We start from the raw sequence: 16291 nt of genomic DNA, 5'->3' as shown, positions 1-16291 counted from the left end.
CCCACCACCCCACGGCGAGGCGGGCGCTGGCGGCGAGGGACGCGGCAGCACCTTCGCGGCGCGCGGCGTTCCGCACGCCGCACGCCGCACGACGTCCGGCCGGGCCGACCCACCCGGGCCGAGAACCGCCGGACGTCGCGCCCGTCCACGAGCACGCAGCAACCGCCCGGGCCCACCCGCACGGCCGCACCGCCCCGATGTGCGGGGCCACGGCTCCGCATCACACCCGACCTCGCTCCCCCGCCGGCCGAGGGCGCGGCCCCGCCAGGCCGCGCCCTCGGCGCCGAGCGGGTGCTCCGCCGCCTCGGGGTGGCCGCGGTCGCCGATCCCGCCTTCCTGGACGCGCCGGTGATCGCCGGCCGCTACGGCGTCGCGGCGGACACCGTGCAGATCTTCCGGATCCCCGAGCCGAGGGTCGTCAGGATCTCGTTCCCGCGCCCCGTGGTGCAGGGCAGCCTGCGCGACCGCGACATGCACGCCGGCCAGCACCAGGTCCCCCTGGCCCTACTTCCGCTGCCCGTGCCGTCCACTGTGGAGCCGCTGGTGCCGTGATCGCCGCCGCGCGCGGAGGGCGGCGTCGGGCAGGCACGACCGGGTGCCGCGCGGGGCTGGTTAGGATCTTCGCATGGCATTGCTGCACCAGGCGGAGCTCACTCCGTCGAAGCTGGAGCTCATCGCGGCCTGGCTGCCGGCCCAGGCCTGGTTCCGCGACCCGACCACCGAGGGCCTGGCCCGCGTCGCCGCGTACCGTTTCGACGACCCCGCCGGCGAGGTCGGCATCGAGGCGCTGCTGGTCCGGGTCGGCGACGGCCCGGTGTACCAGGTCGCGCTCACCTACCGGGGCGCTCCCCTGGCCGGCGCGGAGCCGTGGCTGGTCGGCACGACGGACCACTCGGTGCTGGGCAAGCGCTGGGTGTATGACGCCTGTGGCGACCCTGTCTACGCCACCGTCCTGGCCGGCGCCCTGCTCGGCACGACCCGGCAGGCCGAGGAGTTCCTGGAGGTCGAGGGCAGCCTCGTGCCCCGCAAGCCCCTGATGACGGTCACGACCGTCCCCGCCGCCGTTCCCGCCGCCGGCCCGGCGGCCGACGGCGGCTCGTCAGCCGGCGCCGAGTCGGCGGTCGGTGCCGACTCGGCGCTCGGTGCCGTCCACGAGGTCGTCAGCGGCGATCCAACGGTCATCGAGACCGGCGTCGCACGCCTCGCCGTAGTCCACGTGCTCGGCGGCACCCCGAGGCCCAACGACGCCGCGGTGCTGATCGGGCACTGGGACGGGTCGGACGGCTCGGTCCTCCTGGCGTACGCCACCCGCTGACCCGGTCGGCGCCAGCCTGACCCCGTCGGCCCCGGCAACCCGGCCCGGGCATGGTTCGGCAGTGGCTCGGCCCCGGCCCGGCACCATCCGGCACCCGCCCCACCCGGCCTGGCTCGGCGCCGCTCCGCCTGGCCCCGCCCGCCTGGCACCGCCCGCCTGGCACCGGCGGGCCCTGCCCGACCTAGCTCGGCCTGGCAGCGCCCGGCCTGGCAGCGCCCGAACCCGCCCGGCCTGGCTCGGCCCGGCGGCGTCAAACTGGCGGCGGGGCGCCCGGGCGGGCGGCGGCCCGTCTCACATCCGGCGGAGGACGCACACGACCTTGCCGAGGATGATGGCGTCGTCGGCGGGAATGACGTCGTACGCCGGGTTGCGGGGCACGAGCTCGGTGTGGCCGTCACGCGAGCGGTACACCTTGACGGTAGCCTCGTTGTCGAGCATGGCGGCGACGATGTCGCCCTGCTCGGCGACCGACTGCTGGCGCACCACGACGATGTCGCCGTCACAGATGGCGGCCTCGATCATCGAGTCACCCTTGACGTTGAGCGCGAACAGGTTGCCGTGACCGACCAGCGTGGACGGCAACGTCAGGTCGTCGTCGCGGTGCTCGACGGCGAGGATCGGCCCACCGGCGGCGATCGTGCCGACCAGCGGCACCCGCACCCCGGGGTCGACATCGAGCGACCCGGGAGCCTCCCCTTCGTCACCGGACGGCGCGAGGTCGCCCGGGCGTCGCGCCGTGCCGCCACCGCCGACGACCCGGCCCGCGCCACGTCCGCCAACCGCGCGGAGCCGCGCGCCCGGCCCGCCCGCCGCCGCTTCGCCGGCAGTGGACGTCGAGAGGGCACCCGGGCCGCTCACCGGTAGTCCGTCCACGGTGGACGCCGGCCGGCCGCCCGGGCCGCCCGCCCGCGCGGCGTCCACGGCGGACGCCGAACGGGCACCGGCCGCGAGTCCCAAGGCGCCGGCGTCTGCGGATCGCCGGCGCTGCAGGCCGGTCGCGAGTCCGCCCGCCGAGCGCAGGGCGTGGATGCCGGCCGGCCGGGCGTCGACGGCGCGCGGCCCGCGGGCCGCGCGGCGCAGCAGGCCCCGCTGCTCCAGCGCGCGCAGGTGGTGGGCCACCGACGACGGCGAGCCGAGCCCGACGGCCGCCCCGATCTCGCGCACGGTCGGCGGATAGCCGTGCTCGTCGACCCACGCCTGGATCACCGCAAGGATGTCACGCTGGCGCTCGCTGATCTCACCGACCGCTTCCATAGCGGCACGATACTACATTTTCGATCAGATGTACGATTTTCGTGATGCAATCATATCGGTCAATCAACCATGCCCACCGGACCCCAAAGACGACGGTCAATCTCGGGAAACTCGCCGACATCTCGCGAATGGAGTCGGGCACGCCGCAGGCCGGAGAACGAACCCGGGCCGGTGGCCGGCCGTCGCGAAGAACGGCCGGCCGCAGCACACTGGCCGCGATCGCGCCCCGCTGGTGCGGGACCCGGCACGAGCGGGCTGCGGCCGGCGGGTCAGGCGTCGCGGCGTTTCAGGACCACGGCGGCCACCAGCAGGGCGCCCAGGGTCCACAGGGCCAGCACGCCAAGGCCCTTCCACGGGCCCGTCACGGCGTCCGCGGTCGTGGCCTGCACGGCCAGGCCGGCCGTCGACGGGCCCATGCGGCGTAAGCGGTCGCGCCACTCCTCGTCGTGGATCACCGACAGGACGATCGGCAGCGCGTAGAGCAGGGCCAGGATCGTGCCGATCGCGGCGGCCGCGCTGCGCAGCGCCGTCGCCGCGCCCAGGGCCAGCAGGGCGATGAGGACGAGGTACAGCACCGAGCCGGCGGCCGGGCGCAGCGCCAGGTCGTGCTCCGGCAGCATCAGCTGCGACACCGTCACCGCGCCGGCCACCGCCGGGACGGCCGCGACCGCCACCGCCGCGGCCAGCACGGCGGCCTTCGCGAGCAGGACGTGCAGTCGGCGGGGCATGGCGGTGAGGGTCACCCGGACCATGCCGGTGCCGTACTCATGGCCGACCACCAGCACGCCCAGGATCGCCACGACCGCCTGGCCGAGCTGCACGCCGGTGAGGCCCAGCCGGGGCAGGTCCGCGTCGCACCCGGCACCGGAGCAGGTGCTCGCCGCCGCGCTCACCCCGACCGTCGCGACGACCACCCCGACCAGCAGCGCCAGGGTGCCCGGCGACGTGCGCAGCTTGGTCCACTCGGCCCGCATGACGTCCTTCATGCGTCCCGCTTCCTCAGGAGTGCCGCAGCTGCCATCAATGCCACCGCCGCCCACCCGGCGAGGACCGCCAGGCCGGCCCAGGGCGCGAGCGGGTAGTAGCCGTTGGCGGGGATGTAGAGGTTCGCCACCTGCGGATACGCCGGGGACGCCTGCTGCAGCGCGAACGCCGCCGCCGGGCTGACCCGCAGCACCCACTCGCCGGCCGGGGTCGGCAGGACGGTCATCGCCAGCAGGTACGGCATGACGATCACGACGACGGCCGTGGTCACGGCGGTGACGCCGCGGCGCAGCAGGGTGCCGAGGGCCAGGGCGAGGACGGCAGCGACGGCGAGCAGCGCGGCGGTGCCGGCGACGACCCGCACCTCGGTCGCGGTCGAGGCGGGATGCAGGTACACACCGTTGCCGCGCAGCACGTCCTGCCCGAGCGTGACGACGACCGCCGCCGCGACCAGGCCGGCCACGAACGTGACGCCGCCGACGACGGTGGCCTTCGCCACGAGCAGGCGGACCCGGTGCGGGCTGGCCGCGAACGTGGTGCGGATGAGCCCGCGCCGATACTCCGCGGTGACGAACACGGCCCCCAGGACGACCACGACGATCAACCCGGCGAACGTGCCGACGAGGGTCGAGGAGATCGTGACGCCGATGCCGGCGGCGCCGGGCACGGCGGGCGCGATGTCCCCCGAGCCGGTGAGGCGCAACGTGTCGCCGGCGCGCTCGGCCCCGGTGGTCAGGTCCGGCGCCGCAGCGACCGTGCCGGGACCGCTCGGACCGGAGGGCGCGCCACCGGGAGCGCCGGCGCCGCCGCCCGGGTCGCCGCCGGGGCCGCCCGCGGCGCCGATCACGTCGGTCTTCCACGCGTCGCCCTGCCACCCGCCGGCCAGGGCCAGGCGGTCGAAGACGCCGGTGGCGTGGCTGGGACCGCCCATCGCGCCGGCGCCCAGCCCGTCGTCGACCTCTTCGGCATACTGCGGCGAGGTCACGAACAGCCCGGCCTCGACGGTCGACGGCAGCCCGGTGAGCCTGGCCGAGCCGACCGTGGTCCACGCGACGCCGTCGGTCGACTCGGCGGCGGTGACGGTGTCGCCGGCGCGCGTGAGCCGCAGCCAGCGCGGCGCCTCGGCCGACACGCTGCCCGGCTTCCCGGCGACGTCGTGGGTGAAGTCGTACTGCAACCGCACGCCGTTGGCGCCGGTCATCATCACCGCCGCGTACGCGGCGCCCGGCGTGGTGGCGGCCCGCACGATCAGGCCGGCCTTCGCCCACGGCACGAGGCCGGGCCGGGGGCCGCCGCTGTCGGTGCCGGGCAGCCGGCCGGTCAGCCCGGTGAGGCGGACGGTGACGCTGCCGTCGCCGGCCAGCGGCTGGTGGACGAACGTGAAGCTGTCGGTGACCTCCTCGCCGCCCGGGCCGACGGGCAGCACGCACTCGGACCCGGGCCCGTTCTTGCCGCAGGAGCCGCCCAGGCCGGGCAGCAGCCCGAGGCCCACGATCAGGCCGGCGGCGACCATGACGGCGGCGACCCAGCCGCGCATGGTGCGGAACTTGGTCCACTCGGCGGCGAGGGCGCGCAGGTATGCGGTCATGACGTGGTCTCCCAGCGGTATTCGACGGCGTCGCGGGTGAGCTCCAGGTAGGCGTCCTCGAGCGACGCCCGGTGCGCGGACACCTCGGAGAACGCCACGCCGTGGCGGTGCAGCACGGCGACGACGTCGCCGGCGGCGAGCCCGGCGACGGTGAGCACGCCGTCGCCGGCTTGGCTGACGGATGCGCCGGCCTCAGCCAGCACCACCGGAGCCTCTGCGGAACGGGAACGTAACGTCACCCGGTCGCCGGACGCGGCGGCCAGCAGCTGGGCGACGCTCGCGTCGGCGATGACGCGGCCCCGGCCCGCCACGACGACGTGGTCGGCGGTGTCCTCCAGCTCGCCCATGAGGTGGCTGGAGACGAGCACGGCGCGCCCCTCGGCGGCGAGGCCGCGCAGGAACCCCCGCATCCAGATGATCCCTTCCGGGTCCATGCCGTTGAACGGCTCGTCGAGCATCAGCGCCGGCGGGTCGCCGAGCAGGGCGGCGGCGATGCCGAGGCGCTGGCGCATGCCGAGGGAGAAACCGCCGGCCCGGCGCCGGGCGACGCCCTGCAGGCCGGAGCGCTCGAGCACCTCGTCGACCCGGCGGGCGCCGAGGCCCTGCGAGTGGGCGAGCCACAGCAGGTGGTTACGCGCGGTGCGGCCGGGTTGCAGGGCGCTCGCGTCGAGCAGCGAGCCGACGTGCCGCAGCGGGTGGCGCAGTGCGCGGTAGGGCCGGCCTTCGACCAGGGCCGTGCCGGCGTCGGCGGCGTCGAGGCCGAGGATCACGCGCATCGTGGTCGACTTGCCGGCGCCGTTGGGGCCGACGAAGCCGGTGACCCGGCCGGGATGGACGGTGAAGGTCATCCCGTCGAGGGCGGTGGTCGTGCCGAACCGTTTCCTGAGTCCGTTCACGGTAATCATGGGTCCCGGTTCTACGCCGCGGGCGGTGTCAACGAGGTGCCAGCGGCTGACACCTCACTGACACCGCCGGCCTGGCAAGGTAGTGGCATGCGCGTGCTCGTCGTGGAGGATTTCGAGGTCCTGGCCCGGACCCTCGGCACCGGCCTGCGCCGGGAGGGCATGGCGGTGGACGTGGTGCTGGACGGTGACGACGCCCTGGAGCGGCTGGCCGTCACGCGCTACGACGTGGTGGTGCTCGACCGGGACGTGCCCGGGACGCACGGCGACGACGTGTGCCGGCGGATCGTCGCCGACCGCTCGGGCAGCCGGGTGCTCATGCTCACCGCGTCGAGCACGGTGAAGGACCGGGTGGAGGGGCTCGGGCTGGGCGCCGACGACTATCTGCCGAAGCCGTTCGACTTCGCCGAGCTCGTGGCCCGGGTCCGGGCGCTGGGGCGGCGTCCGGCGGCGCTGCTGCCGCCGGTGTTGGAGTCCGACGACCTGACGCTCGACCCGGCCCGGCGGGTGGCGTCGCGGGGCGGGCGCCGCCTGGACCTGAGCCCGAAGGAGTTCGGCGTGCTGGAGTGCCTGCTGTCGGCGCAGGGCCGGCCGGTGTCCGCGGAGGAGCTGCTGGAGCGGGTGTGGGACGAGGCCGCCGACCCGTTCACGACGACGGTGAAGACGACGATCCGGCGGTTGCGGGCCAAGCTCGGCGACCCGCCGGTGATCCACACGGTCCGCGAGGGCGGCTACCGGGTCGGTGCGCCGTGAAGCGCCGCTCGTCGCTGCGGCGGCAGCTCATGCTGATCTACGCGGGCCCGTTCTTCGTCGTCGGGGCGGTGCTGCTCACGGTGCCGCTGCTCGGGGTCAAGGAGACCGCGCCGGTCGCGCCGGGCGGCCAGGCGAGGCCGGTCGAGCGGGCCGCCGAGTTCCCGGTGCTGACCTGGTCGCTGTCGATGTTCGGGCTGCTGCTGCTGGCGCTGCTGGTCGGCTGGGTGGTGGCCGGACGGTTCGTGGCCCCGTTACGGACGATCAATTCGACCGCCCGCGAGATCTCGGCGAACAACCTGCATCGCCGGCTCGGTTCGATGGGCCGCAACGACGAGTTCGCGGAGCTGGCCGAGACGCTCGACGACCTGTTCGCGCGGCTGGAGGCGGCGTTCGCGGCGCAGCGGCAGTTCGTGGCCAACGCCTCGCACGAGCTGCGCACGCCGCTGACCGCACAGCGGACGTTACTGCAGGTCGCGATGGCGGACCCGGAGGCGAACGTCGACACGCTGCGCTCGGCGTCGGAGGAGGTGCTCGCGCTGGGGGCGGCGCAGGAGCGGCTCATCGGCGCACTGCTGTCGCTGTCCGACGGGCAGGTCGGGGTGGAGCGCCCGGTGGCGTTCGACCTGGCGGCGGTAGCGCGGCGGGTGGCGATGACCCGGCACGCGGCCGACGTGCGGATCACGACCCGGCTGCGCCCGGCGCCGATGGCCGGCGACCTGGAGCTGGTGGAGAGCCTGGTGGCCAACCTGGTGGACAACGCGGTGCGGCACAACGTGCCGGACGGCTGGGTGGAGGTGGTGACCGAGACCGAGGCCGGGTATGCACGGGTGATCGTGCGCAACTCGGGCCCGGTGGTGCCGCACGAGGAGCTGCACCGGCTGTTCGAGCCGTTCCAGCGGATGAAGACGCAGCGGGTCGGGCACGGCGACGGTCACGGCCTCGGCCTGGCGATCGTGCGGGCCATCGCGTGGGCGCACAGCTGCGACCCGGTCGCCCGGGCGCTGCCGGAAGGGGGGCTGGAGGTGCGGGTGACGTTCCCGCCGCGGGGCGTGCCGCAATAGGCGATCGGGCAGGGCGCGGGCCGGCGCCGTCCACGAGCCACAGCGCACCAGGCAGTGCCGAGGGCCGGAGGTCAGGCGCCGGCGGCGGTGAGCGTGGCCGTGACGTAGGCCTGGAAGGTTCGGCCGTCCAGGGTGGCGCCCGCTGAACGGTCCCGGCCGTGGCTTTCCAGGGCGGCGGCGATGACCGGGCGGTGCTCAAGCGGGACCTGACCGAGTGCCCAGGCGCCGGCGGCGGGCTTCGACGTCCACGAGCGCAGGGCGCGGTAGCGGAGGGCGCGGCAGGCGTTGAGCACGGCGTTGTCGCCGGTCTGGGCGGCGACGGAGGAGGCGACGACGGGGAGGAGCTGGTCGTAGGGGACGCGGGTGGTCAGCGTCGCGAACGGCGGGCCGGTCAGGGTGCGGGACTGCTGGTGGACGATGTCGCGGTCGATCGGGTACCAGAAGGCGGGGCCGTCGCCCGGGTCGGTCTCGGCCTTCGGCTCCAGGGCGCGGCCGGTGTTGAGGTTCAGCGTGAAGCCGGCCTCAGTGGTCAGGGCCGCCAGGGTGGCCCGGTCGTACAGGACGAACTCCAGCCCGGCCGCGGGGCAGGGCAGGGCATCGTGGCTCAGGGCCGCGGCGATCGGGGCCGGGTCCGGGTGATCGGCGACGGCGACCAGGTCGAGGTCGCTGCGGCCGGGGCGGTAGGCGTCCAGGGCCACGGAGCCGGCCGGGTACACGCCGACGAGGGCCGGGCCGAGAAGGTCGCGCAGGCGGGCCACGACCGCGTCCAGGTACGCCCGCACGTCGCCGGGCAGCCCGGCCGGGGTCCAGACGCCGCCGGCCAGCGAACGGCCGGGCCGAGCCGCTGCGTCCACGCGGCGGGCGTCTCCCGGACAGACGGCGTCGAAGCGGTCGCCGAAGGGGGCCGTCACCGGGGTGCCGATGCGATGCGGTCGAGCCACTCCCCCAGCAGCCCCCGCTCGTGCGGGGTCAGCACCGACGTCCGGGGCAGCGTTGCCCGGAGCGCCACCGCGGCCGCGGCCGGGCCGGGGCGGGCGGCTGCCGGCGAGTCGGTGGTGATCGCGGCGATGACCGCCTCCCGGGCCAGCTGGGACAGGGTCATGTCGCGGTCCTGCTCCGCAAGTGCGATCAACGTCAGGGTGGTGCCGCAGCCCGCCGAGTGCACCAGGTGCGCGGCCACCGGTTCGGGCAGCCGCAAGCGGCCGGCCTCCGCGACGCGGCGGATCTGCGCGGCCAGGACGCCGGCCGCCGCCACCGCGGCCGGTGGGGACTCGCCCGGGCGCGGCTCGCCGTAGACCAGGGCGTACAGCGCCGGGTTGGCCAGGCCGAAGCCCACGTGCAGGTCCCAGCCCGCGCGCAGGTCCGCCACCGGGTCGTCGGTGGGATTGCGGGCCGTCCTGCCGGTCAGGTACGTCGCGAAGCCGTGGGTGGCGACCGCCTCCAGCAGGCCCTGCTTGTCGCCGAACAACCGGTAGATCGTCGGGGCCTGCACGCCCGCGGCGGCGCTCACCGCGCGCGTGGAGACCGCCTCGCGGCCGCCCTCGGTGAGCAGGGCCGAGGCGGCGGCCAGGATCCGGTCGCGGGCGCCCTCCATGATGACAACGATAACAGAGCAGCGTTAGCGGCGATAAGCTCGCGGCGCGATCTACGACGCAGACGCGCCTGCGGCACCCGGGCTACGCGCCGTACGCGGCGGGCAAGGCGGCCACCGAGAGGCTCACCGCCGTGCTCGCCAAGGAGCTGCGCGGCCGTGACGTCACCGTGAACGCCGTCGCCCCCGGGCCGACGGCCACCGAGCTGTTCAACGGCGGTGCGGCGTGAACACGGCGGCGGGGCGACTGTGAGAAGATTGAAACCAGTCGGCAACAATCGCCGGCCCGGACGAGGCGCACCGTACCCGGCTCTGCAAAGACGGCGTGTTGGAGGCCGTCGTGATACAGCTCGCCGGGTCGCTGCTGGTCCTGCTCCCGTTCGTGCTCGTGCAGCTCGGGCGCATGCAGACGCGGAGCCAGTGGTACAACCTGCTGAATCTCGCGGGATCCGGGATCCTCGCCGTCGAGGCGCTGCACGGGCGGCAGTGGGGGTTCCTGCTGCTGGAGGGCGTCTGGGCGGCCGTCTCGCTGCGCGCCGCGGTACGGTGGCGGCGTGGTCATCGATCTGGACAGGCCACGCAGCGAGAGGCCACGCAAGCCGACGCGTAGCCTCGGCTTGGCGGTAGCGGTCGGCCTCGTCCTCGTCGCCACCCAGCAGGTCCAGCTCCTGCCGCTGCTGCGGCCGGTGGCCACGCTGCCCGGCGGCACGATGGCGCTGGTGGGCACGAGCCAGGGGTTCTTCGTGATCCGGGGCACCGGCACGCTCGCGTGGAACGTCACCGCCTACGCGTGGACCGGTGCCGAGCGCTGGCGGCGGCCGCTCGCCGGGCCCGACCCGGGGCTGGCCGTCGCCGCCGACGCGGTGTTCGCCACGCACCAGCCGTGCGACGCGCAGCACCCGCCGCGGGTGGACCGGCTCGACCCCGCGACCGGCGATCCGGCCTGGACGTCCGAGGGCGTGCTGCTCGGCGCGGCGGATTCGGATGCGGTGCTGCTGGCGACCGCCAGCAGCGGCTGCGGCACGCTGCGCCTGGTGACCGCGCTGCAGGCGGTGCTCGTCGGCACCGGCCGCCCCGTCTGGACCAGGAGGCTCGATCCGCCGCAGGCGGTGGCGGCGGTCGCGCGCGACGCCGCGGACCCCGACGGCTGGCGGCTGCTGCCGCCCGACCGGCGGGTCGCCCAGCGACGCGGGCGGATGGGTGTGCTCGACCCGGCGACGAACTCCGTGCGGACGATCGGCCGGATGGACGTCGAGCAGGCCCGCTGCGTGACCGATGGCACGCGGCTGGCCTGCGTCGACACCACAGGAACGACCAGGCTCTGGAGCCTGTAGCCGCTTACTTCTTCTTGCCCTTCTTCTTGTCCTTCTTCTTTTTCTTCGCCATGTCCATCACCTCCTTCAACGTTGACAGCGACCACCGTAGCGGCAAACAGCCGGTAAACAAAGGCTTTCCAGCAGATTCACAGGGCACATTCCATCCAGTTGTGTCGATCTCCAATATCGACAACGACGTCCAATGTGGACCGAGCACCGATGCGGACCAGCGCAGACACGTTCGGTACAGTCAGGGTGAAATGAGGTGAGCATGACTATAGCCAATCAAGAACGTGTATATCGTGCGCCGCGCCGGGAGGCGCAGGCCACAGCCACGAGGGAGGCGATCGTCACGGCCGCCGGGCGGTTGTTCGCCGACCAGGGCTGGGCGCCGACCACGATGGCGGCGATCGCGGCCGAGGCCGGCGTCACCGCCAAGTCGGTGTACACGGTCGCCGACAAGCCCGGCCTCCTCCTGCTGGCGATGGCGCAGCACGACCGCGAGCGGCCGGGCGACGACCTGGCCGCCGAACTGCTCCGGCACTACCCGCTGTGCCGCACCCTGGAGCACGCGGCCGCCGCCGAGCCGGCGCTGCGCGACGCCTGGCGCGCCCACCAGCGCCGCCACCGCGCCGACGCCAAGCGGATCGTGCGCGCGGCGGCGGACGCCGGCCGCCTGCGGGCGGGCCTCCCGGGCGGCCGGGCGACCGACGCCGTGTGGTCGCTGATCACCTGGCACTCGGTCGCGCTGCTCGTCGAGGAGCGCGGCTGGGGCCGCGCGAAGCTCGCCCGGTGGCTCGACGAACTCGTGGACCGCGTGGTCGCCGACTAGCAGGTTCGACCCGCAGCTGCGGGCGGTCACCGGCCCGCTCGGGCGGCGGCACCGGCACAGCACCCCGAAGCGGAGCGGCTGCTGGGCCGGCGCCCCGCCCGGCGGCGGAGACGGTGGTCGACGGCGCGCGGAGCCGGCTAGACGGGCAGGCGGGCGCCGGCGTTCGCCGTCACGATCTTCGGCACGTCCGCGGTCGCGTCGAGCCCGGCCCGCAGCGCCGGGGTCCAGCCGGCGTCGGTGCCGATGTCCGGGTCGTTGGCCGCGTTGAACTCGGCCAGCAGGTTGACCGCGACGACCGGGCCGGTGCCGACCCGCGTGAGCGTGCCGCGCTCGGTCATCACCGTGCCGCCCCAGTTGTACACCAGGTCGCCGAGCGGGATGTCCGCACTGCGCAGCACGAAGTTGTTCTCGGCGTAGATCGCCGACTGCACGCCGACGCCGAACACGTAGGAGAACGTGTCCTCGTCGGTCAGGTAGAAGTAGTTGTTGTACACGTCGACCTGGCCGAAGCGCACCCGCGGGATCCGCTGGCCGAGGTTGGCGAAGCGGTTGTGGTGGATGGTGACCCGCAGCTTGCCGACGTCGACGCCCGGCGTGTTGGTCGAGCCGATGAGCATCGACTTGTCGTGCTCGAACAGGTAGTTGTACGACACGGTCACGTAGTCGGAGCCGCGGATGATGTCGGCCAGCCCATCGTGCACCTGGTAGGGGCGGCCGAAGTACACCGGCTGGTCGACGTCCTGGTTGGCGCCGTCGGTGAACGTGTTGTGGTCGAGCCACACGTTGGTCGCGCCGCTGAGGGTGACGTTGTCGTACAGCGAGTTCCAGTTGCCGTCGGCGCCGTCGGTCGGCGTCCAGGCCGGGAAGCAGTCGGCGGCGTCGACGAACGTGACGTTGCGGATGATGACGTTGCTGACGTTCGTCAGCAGCAGGTTGCCGGCGAGCAGCTGCGCGCCCTTGAGGCCGTAGATGGTGGTGTTCGACCCCACATTGACCTTGATCTGGTCGCCCTGGGTGCGCGTCGAGCGGACCCGCGCCTCCTCCAGCGGCCCGGTCGGAGCGACGCGGCCCCACACCGCCGGGTCGTAGGCGGCGAGATAGGCGCCCAGGCTGTACTGCGGGTCGGCGTAGTCGGCGCAGGTCCGGCCGGCATTGGCGTCGATCTTGCCCGCGATGAGCACGATCTTCGGCGTGTTGCCGGCCACGGCGGCGACCAGCTCGTCGCGGGTGCGCACGACGAAGACGTGGGCGTCGTCGGCCGCCGACCCGCCGCTGGTGCCGGCGCCGGCGGCGCCCCACCCGTCGTTGGCGGCGAGCGTTTGGCGGGCCTGCGCGGGGACGCTGACGCCGGTGCTGCGGGTGTCGGCGGCCTGAGCGATCGCCGTGGCGGCGGCGAGGGTCAGCCCGGCCACGGTCAAGACGGTGAGGCCGAGCTTGAGGTGCACGTGCATGCATTCCTCCGGACGTTCACGGACAGCGGGAACTGAGAGGAAAGCGCATTCCTGGGAAGTACGGTGGCACGCCGCACGGGGCGCGTCAACGCGTGGCGTTTGCAGGTTTGTTGCAGTCGTCGATCTCAGCCGGCGTAGCGGGCCTCGAGCGCGGTGTGCTCCTCCAGCCCCACCAGGGCGTTGAACTCGTCGAATCCGGTCATCGCCAGCGGCGTGCCGCCGTTGGCGAGCGCCCGCAGGTACGCGCGCATGCCCTCGGCCGCGGCGAACGCGGTACCGAGGGAGAACACCGCGAGCGAGTAGCCCATGTCCTGCAGCGCCGCCACGCCCGGCAGCGGGGTGCGGCCGCCCTCGATCTGGTTGCTGAGCACCGGAACGACCCCGCGGAACGCCTCGGCGATCGTCCGCATCTCGTCGAGCCCGCACCGCTTCGGCGACGTCTGGTCCTCGACGTGCAGCGCCGCCGCGCCGGCCCGCTCCCAGGCCCGCACCGTGCGCCGGACCGCGAGCGGGTTGCCGTAGCCGGTGTCGGCGTCGGCGATCACCGGCACCGCCGCGATGTCACAGATCGCGGCCCTGCCTCGCCCGCCGGGGTGGCTTGGGTCACTCGCCCCGCGCCTGCACGCTGCACCCCCGCCGGTGGAGAGCAGGCTGCGATCATGACCGCCCCCAGCGTGCCCCGCCGGTTCGCCGCGCTGCGCAACCCGGACTGCCGGCCGTACCTGTTCGGCGCCGCGCTGGCGATGATGGCCGACAACATCGAGCACGTGATCACCTACTGGGTGCTCTGGGAACGGTTCCACTCCCCCGCCCTGGCCGGGTTCCAGGTGATCAGCCACTGGGTGCCGTTCCTGCTGTTCTCCGTCTCCTTCGGCGCGCTCGCCGACCGGTACGACTGCCGCCGCGTCATCCAGTGCGCCCAGGCCCTCTTCATGGCCGCGTCCCTGGGCTGGGGCATCCTGTTCGCCACCGGCACGCTGCAGGTCTGGCACGCGTGTGTACTGCTGGTGATCCACGGAATGGCCGGTTCCCTGTGGGGTCCGGCCGAGCAGCTGATGCTCCACGACTTCGTCGGCGACACCGAACTGCCCTCGGCCGTGCGCCTCAACGCGACCTTCCGCAGCCTCGGCGTCCTCTTCGGACCCGCCGTCGGCTCCGCGCTGCTGCTCGGCCTCGGCCCGACCTACGGCATCTTCGCCAACGTCCTGTTCTACCTGCCGCTCACGATCTTCCTCTTCCGCACCAGGTTCACCGGCCACAGCCGCGACCACGGCGTCCCCCGCGCGCGCATCGGCCTCGTCGACTCGGTGCGCGTCCTGCGCGAGGTCGGCGCCAACCGGGCCCTCGTCAGCATGATCCTGCTCGGCGGCCTGGGCGCGTTCTTCGTCGGCGCGTCGCTGCAGTCCGCCATGCCGATCTTCGCCGGCGACCTCGGCGCGGGCGACGCGGGCACCGCCTACGGCGTCCTGCTGTTCGCCAACGGCGCGGGCGGCGTGCTCGGCGGCATCCTCCTGGAGGCGACGGCGCGCCTGCCCGCGACCGTGCTGACGGCGGTGTTGAGCACGCTGGTGTACGGCGTGACGAGCCTGCTGTTCGCCGTCACCACCAGCTACCCGTTCGCGGTCGGCCTGCTCCTGCTGGGCGGCGTGGCCAACCTGGCCGCGATGTCGATCGGCCAGACCGTGGTGCAGCTGCTCGCCCCGCCGGCCGACCGCGGGCGGGTCATCGGCGTGTACGGCGTCTCCGCCAACGGCCTGCGGGCCGGCAGCGGCTTCACCGTGGGCCTGCTCGGCGCCGCGATCGGCGTGCACTGGTCGCTCGGCCTGAGCTCGCTGGCGTTGGTCGTGTCGACGCTGGGCGCCGCGTGGTTCGCACTCCGCGCCGCCCCCACCCCGCGTTGATCTTGCAGTTGTGGTGCCGGGACACTCCCGCCGTGTCCCGGTTTGTCAGGCACCACAACTGCAAGATCGGCGTGGGTCAGGGCAGGGGCGGGGACCAGCCGTCGCGGAAGGTCACCGCTCGCACCCTGTGCTGGTCGTGCGTGATCGCCGCCGGCCGGTCGGACAGCACGCAGACCCGCTCGTCGGGCCACCACCAGCCGGTGGCTCCGGCCAGCAGTACCCAATCCTCGAACGCCGCCTCGTCGGAGGGACGGTAGGCGGCCAGCCCGAGCGTCCGGAGCGCGTCGTAGTAGGCGATCCAGGGGACGTCCTGCTGGCCGTACCAGCCGACGGGCACCCGGTCCGGCACACCGAGCGCGCGACGGACCGGCCAGGCGAGCCCGGCCGCGATCGAGTGCGACAGTGTCTCCTGGACGCCGTGCCGGAGCACCTCCCGCAGCGGGTACCCGGCGTCGAGCGCCTCCTCCGGCCGCAGCGTGGCCAGCTCCGGCCGCTTCTCCTTGGCGCTCTTGCGCGGTGGTGCGCTGAGATCGGGGTGGTCGGCCGCGGCGTCGAGCGCCCCGCGCAGCCGGGAGAGCCCGGCGGCGACGAGACTGACGAACGGCGGCTCCCCCGCCGGCGGCCGGACCGAGATCCACTGCCGCAGCACGGCATGCCCCGGCCGCCCACGCAGCAGCGGCAGCGCCGCCCGCGGAGACTCCACCCAGTGGAAGTGTGGACGCGATCGCCCGAGCCGCAGGTAGATCCGCTCGACGGCGGCCTCCGCCGCGCCCCGATCGGCGGGCCGGGCACAGACCCCGGCCTCGAACCAGCTCTGCCGGACCGGCACGGCCCGACGCCAGCGATCAAGAACTCGTGTGGTGGTGCGAGAACCCGGCAGCGCCGGGGCGGCTTCCCGCCGCAGGAGCGCGGTCATCGCGCGAGGGCGGACACGCCCTTTCGATCAGTGCTGATCATGCGCTCCATGATGACCGCGCCCCGGGGTCGAACGCAACCCCGCGCCGACCGTCGTTCGCAAACCCGAACCTGCGTGTCGCGCGCCGCTCCCCGTACCACGTCCTAGGAAGCTAGGTCACTACCCCTGGCCGACGACCGGCCAGGCCAGGCCCGAACCGGCCGATCGCGCGCGAAAGCTCGCGCTCGTGGGGCGGCACCGGCGGTCGGCCCACGCTCATGATCGATGGCGAGTTCCGGTCGTCATGGCAGCCAGGACTCGCCATCGATCATGAGCGTCGGGAATCCACTCGCTACCGCACCGCACCGGCGCGCAACTTACGTGTCGTCCGGTTGGGTCGATGGTCTCTCCGTCAGCGTTACAGACCTGCAGGGGAGGCCGTGGTGAG

At 74.1% G+C, this 16291-nt stretch carries 16 protein-coding genes, 3 pseudogenes and 1 riboswitch; of the genes and pseudogenes, 9 read left to right on the top strand and 10 right to left on the bottom strand.

Annotation, left to right across the window (positions count from 1 at the left end; all coding sequences use genetic code 11):
- Window positions 1-291: 291 nt before the first annotated feature.
- Entirely contained in the window at window positions 292-552 is a 261-nt protein-coding gene (locus tag IEZ31_RS50880) for a DUF4387 family protein (RefSeq protein ID WP_229837116.1), read from the top strand.
- Between the two features lie 73 nt (window positions 553-625).
- Complete coding sequence (locus tag IEZ31_RS50875; RefSeq protein ID WP_190257376.1) at window positions 626-1315, top strand: CG0192-related protein; 690 nt, start codon at window positions 626-628, stop codon at window positions 1313-1315.
- Window positions 1316-1606: 291 nt separating this feature from the next.
- On the opposite strand, the pseudogene lexA reads toward IEZ31_RS50875, so the two are convergent.
- The 5 genes and pseudogenes from lexA to IEZ31_RS50855 form a co-directional block, all read right to left on the bottom strand.
- Window positions 1607-2044 (bottom strand): annotated as a pseudogene (gene lexA / locus IEZ31_RS60340) (transcriptional repressor LexA); the annotation flags it as partial.
- Between the two features lie 381 nt (window positions 2045-2425).
- Window positions 2426-2569, bottom strand: a pseudogene (locus IEZ31_RS60335) (LexA family protein); the annotation flags it as partial.
- Between the two features lie 269 nt (window positions 2570-2838).
- Window positions 2839-3555, bottom strand: a complete 717-nt coding sequence (locus IEZ31_RS50865; RefSeq protein ID WP_190257374.1) for an ABC transporter permease subunit — start codon at window positions 3553-3555, stop codon at window positions 2839-2841.
- Window positions 3552-5141 carry a DUF1349 domain-containing protein gene (locus tag IEZ31_RS50860; RefSeq protein ID WP_190257373.1) on the bottom strand — a complete coding sequence of 530 codons (1590 nt, stop codon included), beginning with the start codon at window positions 5139-5141 and terminating at the stop codon, window positions 3552-3554. Before IEZ31_RS50860 ends, IEZ31_RS50865 begins: the two co-directional genes overlap by 4 nt.
- Entirely contained in the window at window positions 5138-6046 is a 909-nt protein-coding gene (locus tag IEZ31_RS50855; RefSeq protein WP_190257372.1) for an ABC transporter ATP-binding protein, read from the bottom strand. The genes IEZ31_RS50860 and IEZ31_RS50855 overlap by 4 nt, the downstream gene beginning before the upstream one ends.
- Before the next feature lie 87 nt (window positions 6047-6133).
- On the opposite strand from IEZ31_RS50855, the gene IEZ31_RS50850 reads away from it, so the two are divergent.
- The gene (locus IEZ31_RS50850; RefSeq protein WP_190257371.1) at window positions 6134-6796 is read left to right on the top strand and encodes a response regulator transcription factor; all 663 of its coding nucleotides are present in this window, start codon (window positions 6134-6136) and stop codon (window positions 6794-6796) included.
- Window positions 6793-7857: a sensor histidine kinase gene (locus IEZ31_RS50845; protein WP_229837115.1), complete on the top strand. Its 1065-nt coding sequence runs from the start codon at window positions 6793-6795 to the stop codon at window positions 7855-7857. Before IEZ31_RS50850 ends, IEZ31_RS50845 begins: the two co-directional genes overlap by 4 nt.
- Before the next feature lie 71 nt (window positions 7858-7928).
- On the opposite strand, the gene IEZ31_RS50840 is transcribed toward IEZ31_RS50845, so the two are convergent.
- Together IEZ31_RS50840 and IEZ31_RS50835 are read right to left on the bottom strand one after the other, a co-directional pair.
- Window positions 7929-8711, bottom strand: a complete 783-nt coding sequence (locus tag IEZ31_RS50840) for a nucleotidyltransferase domain-containing protein (protein ID WP_190257370.1) — start codon at window positions 8709-8711, stop codon at window positions 7929-7931.
- 53 nt (window positions 8712-8764) lie between these two features.
- The gene (locus IEZ31_RS50835; RefSeq protein ID WP_190257369.1) at window positions 8765-9451 is read right to left on the bottom strand and encodes a TetR/AcrR family transcriptional regulator; all 687 of its coding nucleotides are present in this window, start codon (window positions 9449-9451) and stop codon (window positions 8765-8767) included.
- A gap of 29 nt (window positions 9452-9480) precedes the next feature.
- Between IEZ31_RS50835 and IEZ31_RS50830 the strand changes: the two are divergent.
- The 4 genes and pseudogenes from IEZ31_RS50830 to IEZ31_RS50815 form a co-directional block, all read left to right on the top strand.
- Window positions 9481-9669: pseudogene (locus tag IEZ31_RS50830) on the top strand (SDR family NAD(P)-dependent oxidoreductase); the annotation flags it as partial.
- 43 nt (window positions 9670-9712) lie between these two features.
- A riboswitch (guanidine-III (ykkC-III) riboswitch) is annotated at window positions 9713-9778 on the top strand.
- Window positions 9779-9788: 10 nt separating this feature from the next.
- Entirely contained in the window at window positions 9789-10058 is a 270-nt protein-coding gene (locus tag IEZ31_RS50825; RefSeq protein WP_229837113.1) for a CBU_0592 family membrane protein, read from the top strand.
- Window positions 10059-10065: 7 nt separating this feature from the next.
- Window positions 10066-10782, top strand: coding sequence for a hypothetical protein (locus IEZ31_RS50820; protein WP_190257368.1), 717 nt, complete (start codon window positions 10066-10068; stop codon window positions 10780-10782).
- A gap of 253 nt (window positions 10783-11035) precedes the next feature.
- Window positions 11036-11596 (top strand): TetR/AcrR family transcriptional regulator, encoded by a 561-nt coding sequence (locus IEZ31_RS50815; RefSeq protein ID WP_229837120.1) that lies wholly within the window; start codon window positions 11036-11038, stop codon window positions 11594-11596.
- A gap of 137 nt (window positions 11597-11733) precedes the next feature.
- On the opposite strand, the gene IEZ31_RS50810 is transcribed toward IEZ31_RS50815, so the two are convergent.
- Both IEZ31_RS50810 and IEZ31_RS58760 read right to left on the bottom strand, forming a co-directional pair.
- Complete coding sequence (locus tag IEZ31_RS50810; RefSeq protein WP_190257366.1) at window positions 11734-13047, bottom strand: pectate lyase family protein; 1314 nt, start codon at window positions 13045-13047, stop codon at window positions 11734-11736.
- A 125-nt stretch (window positions 13048-13172) separates the two neighbouring features.
- Window positions 13173-13814, bottom strand: a complete 642-nt coding sequence (locus IEZ31_RS58760) for an isocitrate lyase/phosphoenolpyruvate mutase family protein (protein WP_190257365.1) — start codon at window positions 13812-13814, stop codon at window positions 13173-13175.
- Here IEZ31_RS58760 and IEZ31_RS50800 point away from each other — a divergent pair.
- Window positions 13707-14948 (top strand): MFS transporter, encoded by a 1242-nt coding sequence (locus IEZ31_RS50800; RefSeq protein WP_190257364.1) that lies wholly within the window; start codon window positions 13707-13709, stop codon window positions 14946-14948. The genes IEZ31_RS58760 and IEZ31_RS50800 overlap by 108 nt on opposite strands.
- A gap of 76 nt (window positions 14949-15024) precedes the next feature.
- Here IEZ31_RS50800 and IEZ31_RS50795 read toward each other — a convergent pair whose 3' ends face one another.
- Window positions 15025-15864, bottom strand: coding sequence for a DUF6745 domain-containing protein (locus tag IEZ31_RS50795; protein WP_190257363.1), 840 nt, complete (start codon window positions 15862-15864; stop codon window positions 15025-15027).
- Between the last annotated feature and the right edge of the window lie 427 nt (window positions 15865-16291).

This window comes from Dactylosporangium sucinum (assembly GCF_014647515.1).
Taxonomy (GTDB): domain Bacteria; phylum Actinomycetota; class Actinomycetes; order Mycobacteriales; family Micromonosporaceae; genus Dactylosporangium; species Dactylosporangium sucinum.
This window is presented reverse-complemented; position numbering and strand designations above follow the sequence as displayed.